The following is a 13,681-nucleotide window of genomic DNA, read 5'->3' as shown; positions in this document are numbered from 1 at the left end:
TCAATCACGGCAGCAGGACTCTTTTTACCGCAGCTTCGGCTAGCTCACAGCGGGTTTCACTAACCTGTTTCAACCGCACCTTGAGCTTGCCACAGAGCATCATAAGCTCATCGACTTTTTTGACGATTCGAGTTTGTTCTGCCCTTGGTGGCAGAGGAACTGCAAGAGCCTGAATTTGCGCTCGGGAGACATTCTTCATGGAACTGCTTGTTCCTCCCGCGACCGAAAGGTAGTAGCTCCGTGCAAAAGAGCTGTTGTTGAAAAGATTTACATACAAAGGGTCAATCTGGTTGCTGAAAACGAAGCGGATGATCTTGTCACTCATCATCAACTTTGTGGGTGTTCCCTTGGGCACAACGACCGAACGCGCAACGAGGTCTGATGTATTAGCCCGTGAAATCAGAAAGTCGGAGGGGTGCACTTCGTACTCTGGCCTGGGTGTCAGATTGGATGGCAGCGCTTTGTTCTCCCCTGGACGGAATTCTCCCCAAGTCACCGCGCTGACCTTTAAGACTGCCCAACCCTGATTATCTCTTGGTGCATCATGACATTTCGGGCTCCAGCCTGCCTCGGAATGAAGTGCTAGCCTTCCGAGCCTGACCCATTGCCAAGTACCTGGAGTTTCGAAGAATTTATCATTGTTCGAAATTTCAGGAGTGGGCTTTGGCTTTTTGATTTGCCCTCGCTTTACCAGTGATGTGATTTCCTGGTCGATTTTGGTGACCATGCTTTCAGCTGGCTCATCCCCCGCATCCTGATCCACCAACCGCCCCATCACCGCCAGTTGCAGGATGGTCTGCTTGAGCTTGTCGATGCTCTGTTCGGTGATGAACAGGGTGTCGAAGTGGGCGGAGAGGCGGGCCCAGTTGTCGGCCAGTTCGGTGGCGCTTTCGGATTGGGTGAGAATGCCGAGCAAGGTTTCTACGAGGGTTTCGTGGGCTTCGAGCTGGTCGCTGGTTTGCTGTTCCAGCCGGTCGCAGAGGGCCATGAGTTCATCGACTTTTTGGACGATGCGGTGTTGTTCTTCCTCAGGAGGTAGGGGCAGAGGTGTTTCCGAAAAATAACCTTTAGGAACACGCTTTTGGCCAGCGGAGCCGGTCATTACTTTCTCGCCCTCTGTTAGAAATTTTGGCGATTTCAGAAACAGAAGCAGGAAGTACGGATCTATGGCAGGTGAGAGTGGCCGCGCCACATGTAATTCGGTTGTGCCTGCACCTATGCCATTTCTAAGATGCCGGAAAACAGCGGCCTTGCTGTTCTCAAAGCAAGGCGTGATTTTCGCCAGCCCGACATCCCCGTTTGCAAAATGGCTGTAGCCTTTCTTTATGTCGCCCCACTTGCGAGGCTCATCGCCATGCTCGCCATGATATGAGGTTGTTACCAAAGGCATCGGAATGAAGGAGGCCTCAAGCGTATCGTCCCCTAAGTTACGCGGATTGATTTCCGCGATGGAGCCCAGTCGTGTCCAAACCCAACCGACAGGGAGCTCTGACGGGGCTTCATCCGGTGTTACTGGTGGCAGCGGCTTCGAGTTTTTGATTTTCTTCGAGGAAATTAGCTCGTTCCGACGCTCTGCAATGCGTTCAAGAAGTTGGTCGGCGGGAGTGTCAGCGGGATATTGCTCTACGAGCTTTCCATGGACGGCTAGCTCCAGAATCAGCTCCCGAAGCTTCTTAACCCCAGTCAGCTCAACCTTGCCATTACTCCCCCGGCCACTGCTGGACTTCTTCGTCACCGCCCCGGTCCACAAATCCAGACGCTCGGTAATCAGCTCCCGCGCACTCACGCCGCACTTCCGCCGCTGTTCTCATCGGCGTTATGGGAGAGCGCATCAGCCAGGATGTCCCGCAGCTGATGGCGGATTTCCTGGATTTCGGCCTGCTGCTGTTCGTACCTGGCCAGCAGTTCGTCGGGGTCGTGGCTGATCTGTTCGCCCTGGTGAGGGTTCTTTATATCCAGGTTGTAGTTGCGGGCCTTGATGTCGTCGATGGAGACTTTCCAAGCCTGCTCGGTCTCCTCTCGGCTGGCGAAGCCGTCCGCCTCTTTGCCCCACCAGTCGATTTCGGTCTGGAACTCCGCGAACTTCATGGGCCTGGTTTTGCTGTAGCTCTTGTAGCCTTCCGGGTAGGGGTGCTCGTAGTACCACACAGTTTCCGTGGGTTTGCCCTTGGTGAAGAACAGCAGGTTGGTCTTGATGCCGGTGTAGGGGTTAAACACGCCGTTGGGCAGGCGCACGATGGTGTGCAGGTTGCACTCGTCCAGCAGTTTTTCCTTGAGGCGGGTTTTCATGCCCTCGCCGAACAGGAAGCCGTCTGGCAGCACCACGGCGGCGCGGCCACCCTCGCGCAGCAGGTGGATGAACAGGGTCATGAACAGGTCGGCGGTTTCCCGGGTGCGGAAGGCGCTGGGGAAGTTGGTTTCAATGCCGTCCTCTTCCATGCCGCCGAAGGGCGGGTTGGCCACGATCACGTCCACCCGCTCCTTCGGGCCCCAGCTGATCAGCGGGCGGGCCAGGGTGTTGTCGTGCTTGATTTGGTCCGGCACCTCAATGCCGTGGAGGATCATGTTGGTGGTGGCCAGCAGGTGCGGCAGGGGCTTCTTCTCCACCCCGTGGATGCTGGCCTGGAGGATGCGCTCATCCTCGGGAGTTTTCACGTAATGCTTGCGCTTGTGCTCGATGGTGCAGGTGAGAAAGCCGCCGGTGCCGCAGGCGGGGTCCATCACCTTCTCCGCCAGCTGCGGGTCCACCCGATCCACCATGAACTCGGTAACCGCCCGCGGGGTGTAGAACTCCCCCGCGTTGCCGGCGCTCTGTAGATCCTTGAGCAGCTGCTCGTACATGCCGCCGAACTCGTGGCGCTCCTGGGCCTTGTTGAAGTCCACCCCTTCCTGGATCTTGTTGATGACTTGACGCAGCAACTGGCCGGACTTCATGTAGTTGTAGGCGTCCTCAAAGACGTTGCGCACAACAAAGGCGGTCGGGGTCTGGCTGTGCTTTTCAAGATTCTGCAGGCCCGGGAACAGCTCATTGTCGATGAAGGCCTTCAGCTCATCGCCGGTCATGCCCTCGGGGTCCGCCGCCCAGGTGCGCCAGCGCAGCCGCTGGGGAATCGGCGAACGGTAATCATCGTCCAGCAACTCCCACTCCAGCTCCCGATCATCGAATATCTTCAGGAACAGCATCCAGACCAGCTGGCCGATACGCTGGGCGTCGCCATCCACGCCGACGTCCTTGCGCATGATGTCCTGAATGGATTTGATGGTGGTGCTGATTGACATGCGGGCTTCCAGTTCCAGATTTCAGTGGGTGCTTGAATGCAGAATTCTAACCCGTCCGCGGCCCTGGGACGGAGGACAGGCAGTGTGTCATGTGTTGATTGCGGCGCCGCTCACCCCTCGTTGGCGCTGGCGTAGAGCGCAGTTTCCAGGTCATGCACGGCCTGCTGATACTGGGCCTTGTCACCGAAGGCCTGGACCAGCTCCAGCGGGGCGCCGAGCTGGCTGAAGGGATCTAGCTGCAAGATTTTGATATCTTCAATGGACTCGATGCCGGTGTCGGCGTACTTGTCCAGAAGGGCCTCCAGCACCTGGCGGGCCACGCCTTCATAGCGGGCAAAGTAGTTGCGCTTCTTTACCTGCTCGGCCCGCTCCCGGCGGGACAGCGGCGGCTGGTCGAAGGCCACGTGGCAGATCAGGTCGAAGGGATCGAGGGGCTTCTTGAGCCTCTTCTCCACCTCCTCTGCCAGCGGCTCCCACAGCACGCCCTGGTTGGCCAGCTCCTCGATGATTGCCTGCTTCTGCTCGGCACTGCTCCAGCGGCGCAGAAAGTCGTCCAGGGAGGCGAACTGCTTGCGCACGCATTGGCGCGTGTAGTCGCGCAGGGTCTCGGTGATCAGCTTTCCGTCGGGTCCGTAGTACTGCACACGCTCGGCAATGATCCGCACCGGCACATTGTTGACCACATAGCGAGTGCGCCCACCTTCCTCTCCCGTATCTTCGCCGGGTGGCTCCGGGTACTCTGGCCAGTCCTCACCGGGCTCACCGGGGGTGTCACCACCCTCACCGTCCAGGCCTGGCTCATCCGGGGGCACCGGTGATTCCTCGCCACGAGGGCAGTAGATCTGCACCGGGTCGCCATCGAAGGCCGGATCGGCGAACAGCTCGGTGGCCTTCTTGAAATCCATGATGGTGAACCAGAACTTGCCGTAGTCCTCGTTGATACGGGTGCCGCGACCGATGATCTGCTTGAATTCGGTCATCGACTGGATGTGCTGGTCCAGCACGATCAGCTTGCAGGTCTGGGCATCCACGCCGGTGCTCATCAGCTTGCTGGTGGTGGCGATCACCGGATAGCGCGACTCCGGGTCAATGAAGTTGTCCAGCTCCGCCTTGCCTTCCTGCTCGTCGCCGGTGATGCGCATCACGTACTTGCGGTTCTCTTTCACCCGCTCCGCATTCAGGTTGACCAGGGCGGAGCGCATGCGCTCGGCGTGGTTGATGTCGTCGCAGAAAACGATGGTCTTCTGGAAGGGGTCGGTGGCCTTCAGATAGTCGGTGATCTTCTGTGCCACCGCCTCGGTGCGTGCCTCGATCACCAGCTGACGGTCCATATCTTTGAGGTTGTAGACCCTGTCCTCGATCAGCTCGCCGAACTTGTCGCGCATGCCTTTCGAGGGGCGCCAGCCCTGCAGATCCTTGTCGAAGTCAATGCGCACCACCTTGTAGGGGGCCAGAAAACCGTCGTCGATGCCCTGCTTCAAACTGTAGCTGTACACCGGCTCGCCAAAGTAGTGAATGCTGGAAACCTCCCGGGTTTCCTTGGGAGTGGCGGTCAGGCCGATGTGGGTGGCGGCGGAGAAATAGTCCAGGATTTCGCGCCAGGCAGAATCCTCGGCGGCACTGCCCCGGTGGCATTCGTCGATCACCACCAGGTCGAAGAAATCCGGGGAGAACTGCTTGTAGATGTTCTTCTCTTCCTCGCTGCCGGTCACCGCCTGATAGAGAGACAGGTAGACCTCGTAGGAAGTGTCGATCTGGCGCTTGCTGATCTTGGTCATCGCCTGACCAAAGGGCTTGAAGTCGTTGTTTTTGGTCTGGTCCACCAGAATATTGCGGTCGGCCAGAAACAGAATGCGCCGCTTCTGCCGGGACTTCCACAGCCGCCAGATGATCTGGAAGGCGGTATAGGTTTTGCCGGTGCCGGTGGCCATCACCAGCAGAATGCGGTCCTGCCCGCGAGCCACGGCCTCCACGGTGCGGTTGATGGCCACAGCCTGGTAGTAGCGCGGCGCCCGGCCACTGCCATCGTCGTAGTAGGGCTGCTCCACCACCGGCCGAGCCGGGACGGGTATACCCTTGTACTGGCAGTAACGCTCCCACAGGCTCTCCGGGGAGGGAAACTCGTCCAGACTCAGGGTGGTTTCGGTGGCGGGCCCCAGGCCGGTACGGTCGTGGAAGAGGAAGCCGTCGCCGTTGCTGCTGAAGACGAAGGGGACATCCAGGGCATCGCTATAGGCCAGGGCCTGCTGCATGCCATCGCCTAGGGTGTGACTGTTGTCCTTGGCCTCGATTACCGCGATGGGCTGGTTCTGCTGGTAGCTCAAGACATAGTCAGCGCGGCGCTGCTGGCCGCGGGAGTGCAGACGGCCACGGACGATGATGCGCCCGGCGGTGAAGGTGACCTCTTCTCGGATCTGGGTCTGGAGGTTCCAGCCCGCCTGAACCAACGCCGGCGTGATGAACTTGCTGCAAATATCCCTTTCGCTAAGCTGTTTCTTATCCATGCCCCGGCCGGCTCGCCCACGTTTTGTCAGTGTTTGCTTGCTCCGGCTGGACTATAGCACCTCAGCTTCGCGGATCGTAGGCAGCCCGTGCGGCCTGAAAAAACCATAGGTTTTCCATAGGTTCCAAGCCCTTACTGATCACAGCCAGCGCCGGCGTTTTTTCGCCTTTTTTTCGCTAATAGACTGGTGGGGATGTATCAGGCTACGCGGGATGCGCTCGAAATCCATCGGTTCTGCGGATGCATCCGTGACACAAGCCCTCTCCTCTCCCAACCGGCTACGACGGACTCGCCTCATGCAGTAAACGGCCACCCCGATGAAGCAACAGGCTAGGCCCAGATAGGCTACCGTGGTCAACATGGTTCACTCCTCACCCCGGCTGGCAAAGCCTCCGGACGTAACGTTAGACTGCTTTCGATTTTCCCACTGCTGTCAGGTGAATGCCATGTGCGGCCGCTTCAACATCACCGATATGCCCGGCCTCCAGGGTCTGCTAGACCAACTCGGCATTGACTTGAGACTGCCGGATCCGCGCTACAACATCGCTCCAACCGAGGATATCCTCCTGCTGCGCGAGGGGCGTGGTGATCCCGCCCGGTGGTGGCTGGTGCCGTCCTGGGCCAGGGAAGTGAGCACCAAATACAGCATGTTCAATGCCCGGACCGAGTCTCTGGAGAAAAGTCCGGCATTTCGGGGGCCATTCAGGCGTCAGCGCGGCGTGGTACCGATGTCCAGCTTCATTGAATGGCGCCAGGAGGGCCAGCGGAAGCAACCCTGGGTGATCACCAACGAGGAGCAGATTCTGGCTGTGGCCGCCCTGTGGGACGTCTGGGAGGGGAGTGACGCACCACTGCTGTCCTGCACGCTGGTTACCACCGAGGCTGCTCCGCGGTTCCGGCCCTGGCACCATCGCATGCCGGTCATGCTGACTCGCGAGGAGTGCCTGCGCTGGCTCGACAACCGCCAGGCCATCGACCCTGGCGATTTGATGCTGGCGCCGATGCTCAAGCAATGCTTGAAGCTATATCCTGTAGACCGCACTGTGGGCAATGCGTCAAACCGTGACCCTGAGCTGTTCCGGCCATTATCCGAGCCAATCGTCCTCTCGGCGGAGCGATGAGGCAAGCCCCAGGGGAGGCTACAACCATGACCAGGATTCCAATCAGCACCTTGATCGAAGAAGGCGATCCCCTGACCCCAAGCGATTGGGATGAGGAGAAGGAGCGACAGATGCTCGAACGGTTGGAGCAAGTCAGGCAGCGGTGCGCCCGGGAATATTCTGAAAGCCCCCTATGGCGGGCCAGGGTGGAGCTGAACCCTGACTATTGGAAGACTTTCTCGCCAGGCCGTACCAAGTAGCCTGCTGCGGCAGGATCATCAGCGAACACATCAAAGAGCAACCCCGCTGTCAGACCTTAGCATTTACTAACCACTCGGCGTGCCGAGGTGCAATCTGTCCGTCCCACACTCCCATGAAAGCGTGCCAGCGAGAAAAAATGTGAGTAGATATGTGAGTATGGCAAATAAATCGCACCAAATATTACAATCATTAACAATGACTTAATACAAAAGTTCGATTCTGTCTCCGGCACCATATTCCCCACGACCAGTCAGGCACATTGCCCCGCTAGAGCAGCCGCTCAAGCTGCCCCCGCCATTGGCCGCGATCCTCTTCTTCGCCACAGTAGCGCCAGAAGACATCGAAGTCATCGCGTTGCGCCGTTTCGAATTCAATGCGCAGATGGCCCCAGTGTTCGCGACCGTCTTTCTTCGAGTCGCAGCGCTTGCGGGAATCGTCCTCGACCCAGTACCCCTCGAAAACCGTCTCGCTGACAAAGTCTCCCAGCACGGCGCCGTTGTCCAGGCTGTAATCACCCTCTATCTGCCCGTTCACGCGGCGAAGCTCCATGACACCGTGCTCGCCGGCATTCCAGACACCGACAATCTCGACCTGCCGGGTGGCCCCTTTTTCCGTGGGCGCGGTGCGCACCGTCAATTCCACGCGCCGGTTACTCGCGCGACCGCGAGCGGTGTCGTTGCTGGCAACCGGCCGCGACTCGCCAAAGGCACGGATCGTGACTGCATCCTCGGCAAAGGTCTCAGATAGATCGAGGAAATCCGCCACCGCCCGGGCGCGCCGTTCCGACAGCGCCCTGTTGCTGGATTCCGAGCCGACGTTGTCGGTATGGCCCGCCACCTCAATGCGCGTGCTGCCAGGGTTGTCGATAGCGGCGATCACGTCTTCCAGCGCGGCGTGGGCGCCGGCTTTCAGTTGGTGCTCTCCGGAGTCGAACAGCACCTCACTGTCGAGCGCAATCTTCGTCGCCGAACCTATGGCGCCAATCGCATCGACATCGGCGCCGGGCGTCCGGCTGTCGCAGGCCTGCTTGAGATCGAGCAGACGGACATACCGATACGCCGTACCCGCATCGACATAGGGGGCGATATCCACTGCCGCCTTGCCACCCGCGATACGGCCAACCCGGACCCAGTTTTCCCCATCCTCGGAGATGGCCAGCGCGGTGGCCTCGGTGTCCGGGCCGATCTCGAAGACATAGAGGTCCGGGCCGGGAATGTCGATCAGGCTGTTGTCGGACATGCTGACAACCAGGTCCCCCATGCAACCCAAGGTCAGTGCCTCCTCACCCCCTCCGTCGTCCCAATCCGGCACACCAAGCACCGCCTCCGGACTGGACGATGCATCACCGCCGTCCGGCTCTCCGGCAGTAAACGAAACCACCTCGTCGGCAAAGGAGCGGTCACCCATGGGGAAGTACACTTCACCCCCGTGACCATCGGGATACGAACGGCCACCACCCTCGGCCGACTGTGCCGCGGTACCGGTCGCTGCGACGGCAATCAGGAGCGGGAGCATGACTGTCGAGATCGCACGCATGGGAAAATCCTTGTTTGCAGTTTCCAGGCTACCTGGCCGTCAGGAGCGGAGCACATCCCGTCAACCAGAACGATTGCCCACCTCTAGCACGCCACTCGACCTTGTTTCAACAGGACGGCCTGCCCCCGCGCCACCTCAAACGCGACCCGGGCATTGCGTATCTGCCTTCATCAGCTAGGCTTTCCCTCACCCCTGATCACCAGCCGCCTTTATCCTGAAGGTGGCTCACCGGGAGCTGACAGGCATGACGGATAAACCGATGGTGAGGCTGCCCACGGACGTGGAAGTGTCTACCTTCCGGGAGGACGGTGTTGTCTGCCTGCGCGGCGTGCTGGATCCCGCCTTCGTGCTCGGCATGGCACCGGCGGTTGACCGACTGGTGCGGGAGGCGGTCGGTGCCAGCATGTACGACATGTCCGCCATGGGCGAGGAAATCGCCAGCACCGGGGGCAACGTGCTGACCGGCGGGCGACGGGGCGCGGGGCGCTTTGTCTCGGGAACCGATCACTGGCGTGACGATGCGGACTGCCGCGCCTTTGCCATGAACCCCGCGATCGCCCGGATCGTGGCCAAGCTGCTGGGCTCGAGCAAGGTGAACCTGTGGGAGGACAGTGTGCTGGTCAAGGAGCCGGATACCACCGAACGCACCGCCTGGCACCAGGACCTGGCCTACTTCCATGTGCAGGGCGAGCAGGTCTGCACCACCTGGATCCCGCTGGACCCGGCCACGGCCGAGACCGGGGCCATGAGCTTCGTGCAGGGCTCCCACCGCTGGCAGGGGCAGTTCCGGCCCAACTGGTTTGTTTCCGACCTGCCCATGCCCGGTACCGAGGGCGAGGTGATTCCCGATATCGACGCACTGGCTGCCGCGGGCGAGGTAAAACTGCTGCAGTTCGATCTCGGCCCGGGGGACATGACGGTCCACCACGCGCGCACCTTGCACGCGGCGGGGGGCAACCTGAGCCGCACCCAACGGCGGCGCGCCATCAGCCTGCGCTACTGCGGGGACGATGTGGTCTACCACTTCCGCCCGGGGGCCCCGCGCAAGGCCCACCACGAGTTTGTCCGGGAAGGGGATCGGCTAGACAGCCCCGACTGTCCGGTTGTCTGGCGCGCCTGAGTCGGCACTGCGGCCGGCCCCGCCCCGGGAGTCCTCACCGGCCGCCACGAGTTTGCGGACGTTGACCGGCAGCCCACTCATGCGCGGCATGGCATTGATCGGCTGCCGTTCCTGCAGGCTACTGGTCAGCAGATTCACCGAGACCCCGTCGCGCCGGGGATCAGTGCGACCCGGCACGCCGCCGAAGCCGTGGGTGATCGAAATGACACCGCGCCGCAGGTTCGCATCCTCCCTGGCCACGGTCTCCAGCTCGCCCCAGGGGGACTCGACGGCAATCCGGTCGCCGTTCTGCAGGCCTTCCGCCTGCATGTCCTCCGGGTTCATCCAGGCCGGGTTGTCCGGCAGGCGCCGGCGAATGGCGGGCAGATCCCGACAGGCCGAGTTGAGGGCATCCCGCTCCCGGCGTGCCGCAAGCCGGTAGGCATAGGCCGCGGCAAGTTCGCTGCCTTCCAGGACGGCGGCGAGCTCCGCCGCCACGTCGGCCGGCATGGTGGTGAAGCGATTGGGCGAATCGGGATCCCCCGGCTCCACCAGCACCGGCGGCCCCTCCACGACCAGGCCGTGGGGATGCCGGGCAATCTCCTCCAGCGAGTGCGGGCAATGCTGCGCGGCAATGCGCAGCAGATCCTCGGTGGTGGGCGCGGTGACCATGTCCAGCGGCTGCCCCCAGTACTCGAGCTGAAGCCCCAGGCGCTTGCCCAGGCCCCAGAAGTAGTACCAGTCATCCTTCAGTTCCGAGCCCGGTGGCTGCGCGGCGATCGCCGGCGTATAGCGCGTGAAGGGCTCGGGAAACAGCAGCGGTTCGTAGATGAACATCGGCAGGTCCGGCCGCTCGTACTGCAGGGTCGGCGGCAAGATGTAGTCGGACAGCTCGGCGGTGGCGGTCATGCGGTGGTCAATGGTCACCAGCAGCTCCAGGCTCTCCAGGGCCCGGGCCGTGCGCGGTAGGTCCGGCATGGCCAGCGCCGGATTGCCGCCGTGCACGATCAGGGCCCGCAACTGGTCCGGCGCCGGCTCAAGAATTTCATCCAGCAGCGAGCCGGTGGGCAGCTCGCCGTCCAGCAGGCCGTAGTCGAAGCGGCTGCGGTAGCCCTGCTCCCACCAGCGCGGCGCCGGCATCACCTCGGCCTTGCGCGGCCAGCGGGGCAGCAGCGCACCGGGGTTGGGTACCTCCTCGCCGGCGCGGATAAAGCGGCCGCAGACGACATTCAACAGCTCCACCAGGTGTTCAGCGAGGTTGGAGTGGGGCGACATGTCGGGCCCGGTGGCACTGGTGGCGGCACCGCGTCGGCTCTGGTGGGCAAACAGCTCGGTAGCCGCGACAATCTGCTCCGCGGGCACCCCCGTGCGTTGGGCAACCAGGTCGAGGGTGAAGGGCTGCAGCTGCTCCCGGAGGGTGTCCAGATCGCCCACGTGCTGTGCGCAGAAGTCGCGGTCGTGCCAGCCGCGCTCGAGGATCAGGCGCAGCATGCCGGCCAGCAAGACCGCGTCCTCCCCCGGCAGCGGCTGCAGGAAGACATCGGCGGCGCGGGCGGTCTCGGTGCGCCGGGGGTCGATCACGATCAGTTTCATGCCCCGCGCCTGGGCCTGGCGCAGCCGCTTGGCCGGGTTGCGGGTATCGAAACCTACGGTGGAGACCGAGACCAGTGGATTGCCGCCCACGATCATGAACACGTCGCCCCGGTGGAAGGGGTCGCGGCCGGCGGGCCAGACACCCAGGCGCCCGGCGGTCACGTACTTGGCGGACTGGTCGATGGTGACAGTGGAGAAGGCCTTGGGCGAGCCCAGGGCACGCAGCCAGTCGTTCAGCATCATCAGCGACGAGGAGGTGAAGAAGGCGCCTCCGCCCTTGTAGCCCCCAATGGCGACGGGGCCTTTGCGCTGGCGGATGGCGTCCAGGCGCTCGGCGATCTCGTCCAGGGCCTGCTCAATGCCGATGGGCTCGAAGCTGCCATCCGGCAGGCGCTTCAGCGGCCGCAGGATGCGCTCGGGGCTGTTGTGAGCCTCCGCCACCTGCATGCCCTTGAAACAGGCGTAACCCAGGGTGAATGGGTCCTCCCGGTCGGGCTCAACGGCAGTGATGCGGCCTGCGTCGTCACGGCTTACCTTGACGCCACAGTGACCCATGCAGAGACGGCAAAAGGAGGTATGGGTGCTTGCGCTCATGGGTTAACAGCCTCTTCTTATGTTTACCGCCCGGAGGCGGTCAGTGCTGCTTTGCTAACGCGCCATGCCGCTCAGGCTGGCGTGGCTTAGAAGGGGATATCCTCGTCACTGTAGCCCGGGTCACCGGCCTGGCTGGCGGGCATGCCCTGGCTCTGGTAATCATCGTAGTCCGGCGGCGGCGCCGAGGAGGCCTCGTCCGTGGTGACTCTCCAACCCTGCAAGTTGTTGAAATAACGCCCGTTGTACTCACGGCCGCGGATGTCGAAGGTGACCGTGACTTCCTGTCCCGGCTGCAGACCATCCAGCAGGGCGATCTTGTCCTGCACGAACTCCAGGCTAATGTCCTGGGGGTACTTGCCGTCCTCGACAGTGACCACCATCTCGCGCTTGGTGAAGCCACTCTTGAAGGTCTGAGGTTCCTGGATGAGCTTGATCTTGCCGGTGAGGTCGTAGGCCACGCCACGGGTCTCCTTGATGGGTCAGTTGGCGCGTATTGTCCCAACCTGGCCCCGCATCGTCTACTGCGCCTGCTGGGAGAAGTAGGGATCGAGCTCAACACCTTCAGGAGGATTGAAATAGGTGCGCACGTGGCAGATCTTGCCGCTGTCGTTCACCGTGTAGATCTCGATGCCCTCCAGTGACACGGGCTGCCCGTTGAAGAAGCCGGTGGAGCGCACCACCAGGGCCGCCTGATCCAGGCAGACCTGCTTGAGCAGGCACTCCAGGGTCCAGACGTCACCGTTCTTGAAGGTGTTCTCCCAGCTGTGCCGAATGGCCTCGCGCCCCTGCTTCTGCGGCCCCCCGTAGGGATCCTCGAAAACCACATCGTCGGCGAAATTGGCTGACCAGCGCGCCTGGTCCTGGGCATTCCAGGCATCGAAGTGCTCGTTGATGGCGTGGTCGACCTGTTGTCTGGTGGGCATGTGGCGCTCCTTGTTATTGGTATTCGGTACTGTAGCACCACTTAAAAGCTACCGATCCTGGAGATCGCCAGCCTCACCGCCCCTTCCAGAAATACAGTTCGCTAGTATGTGACCAGCCCCGAGCTCGAACCTACCCACCCTGCGCACAAAACTCCCAGATAGCCATGAGCATTGCCGACACATCAGTTCTCGCTGCGATCTTCGACCAAAACCTCAAACGGATTTGAGCGATCACCGGCACTCAGTGGTGGGCAAGGCGCAGGGTCGCAGGCATGGACAATCACGCGGAATCGAAGTTGATCACAGGCCAGCAGCAATTCCTCCGTCAGGATGGTATGCATCGCGCCACCTCCACCCGGTTTGCCCACGGCTTCCACCGAGGGCAGCTGTTCACGGATACCCTCGGTACATGCGATAACCATCCAGCTGTCGTCTTCTCGTTTCATTTCTGTTTCGAGCTCCAGCGACAACTCCACAGGCTGGATATCTTCGGGATAGGCAATGTCATGGCGCACAAAGCACTCCTCGGCACCGCGTGGCTCGCCGACAACATCGAATGAGATACCGGTCGCCGTCGGTGGAGTGGATACCTGTGGTGCCGAATCCTTCGGCAAGGGGATACCAGCGCAGCCAAACATAGCCAGCAGGGAAAACAAGGTCATGCATCGAAAGATAGTCATTTATGAGGTTTCCTTGCAAAAGTTGAATCAAGGGCACGGTCTGCGCGGCCAGGCCCATCGATGCACCTTCCGCTGCTCAAAAATATAGATGCACTGGAAGGGTTTGCAAGAGC

Annotated in this window: 10 protein-coding genes; 2 read left to right on the top strand and 8 right to left on the bottom strand. The window is 61.4% G+C overall.

All coding sequences use genetic code 11. From position 1 onward, the window contains the following. Positions 1–4: 4 nt before the first annotated feature. From ACYVGS_RS12130 to hsdR, 3 genes are all read right to left on the bottom strand, one after another. Entirely contained in the window at positions 5–1,786 is a 1,782-nt protein-coding gene (locus tag ACYVGS_RS12130) for a restriction endonuclease subunit S (RefSeq protein ID WP_460588951.1), read from the bottom strand. Beyond that, positions 1,783–3,279, bottom strand: coding sequence for a type I restriction-modification system subunit M (locus ACYVGS_RS12125; protein ID WP_460588950.1), 1,497 nt, complete (start codon positions 3,277–3,279; stop codon positions 1,783–1,785). Before ACYVGS_RS12125 ends, ACYVGS_RS12130 begins: the two co-directional genes overlap by 4 nt. Before the next feature lie 110 nt (positions 3,280–3,389). Next, positions 3,390–5,783 carry a type I restriction endonuclease subunit R gene (gene hsdR, locus ACYVGS_RS12120; protein WP_460588949.1) on the bottom strand — a complete coding sequence of 798 codons (2,394 nt, stop codon included), beginning with the start codon at positions 5,781–5,783 and terminating at the stop codon, positions 3,390–3,392. Between the two features lie 445 nt (positions 5,784–6,228). Here hsdR and ACYVGS_RS12115 point away from each other — a divergent pair, with 445 nt between their 5' ends. Then, positions 6,229–6,903, top strand: coding sequence for an SOS response-associated peptidase (locus tag ACYVGS_RS12115; protein WP_460588948.1), 675 nt, complete (start codon positions 6,229–6,231; stop codon positions 6,901–6,903). A 507-nt stretch (positions 6,904–7,410) separates the two neighbouring features. On the opposite strand, the gene ACYVGS_RS12110 is transcribed toward ACYVGS_RS12115, so the two are convergent. Next, positions 7,411–8,679 carry an OmpA family protein gene (locus tag ACYVGS_RS12110; protein WP_460588947.1) on the bottom strand — a complete coding sequence of 423 codons (1,269 nt, stop codon included), beginning with the start codon at positions 8,677–8,679 and terminating at the stop codon, positions 7,411–7,413. A gap of 244 nt (positions 8,680–8,923) precedes the next feature. Here ACYVGS_RS12110 and ACYVGS_RS12105 point away from each other — a divergent pair, with 244 nt between their 5' ends. Next, on the top strand, positions 8,924–9,799 hold the full coding sequence (locus ACYVGS_RS12105) for a phytanoyl-CoA dioxygenase family protein (RefSeq protein WP_460588946.1): 876 nt from the start codon (positions 8,924–8,926) through the stop codon (positions 9,797–9,799). Here the strand turns inward: ACYVGS_RS12105 and ACYVGS_RS12100 are convergent. The 4 genes from ACYVGS_RS12100 to ACYVGS_RS12085 form a co-directional block, all read right to left on the bottom strand. Further along, positions 9,761–11,965, bottom strand: a complete 2,205-nt coding sequence (locus tag ACYVGS_RS12100) for a molybdopterin-containing oxidoreductase family protein (RefSeq protein ID WP_460588945.1) — start codon at positions 11,963–11,965, stop codon at positions 9,761–9,763. The genes ACYVGS_RS12105 and ACYVGS_RS12100 overlap by 39 nt on opposite strands. An 86-nt stretch (positions 11,966–12,051) precedes the next feature. Continuing rightward, complete coding sequence (locus tag ACYVGS_RS12095) at positions 12,052–12,423, bottom strand: DUF3127 domain-containing protein (RefSeq protein WP_460588944.1); 372 nt, start codon at positions 12,421–12,423, stop codon at positions 12,052–12,054. 60 nt (positions 12,424–12,483) lie between these two features. After that, positions 12,484–12,888: a nuclear transport factor 2 family protein gene (locus tag ACYVGS_RS12090; RefSeq protein ID WP_460588943.1), complete on the bottom strand. Its 405-nt coding sequence runs from the start codon at positions 12,886–12,888 to the stop codon at positions 12,484–12,486. A 182-nt stretch (positions 12,889–13,070) separates the two neighbouring features. Further along, positions 13,071–13,568: a hypothetical protein gene (locus ACYVGS_RS12085; RefSeq protein WP_460588942.1), complete on the bottom strand. Its 498-nt coding sequence runs from the start codon at positions 13,566–13,568 to the stop codon at positions 13,071–13,073. Positions 13,569–13,681: the final 113 nt, after the last annotated feature.

This window comes from Haliea atlantica (assembly GCF_054779855.1).
Note: the sequence above shows the minus strand (reverse complement) of the source record. Positions and strands in the feature narration are given on the sequence as shown.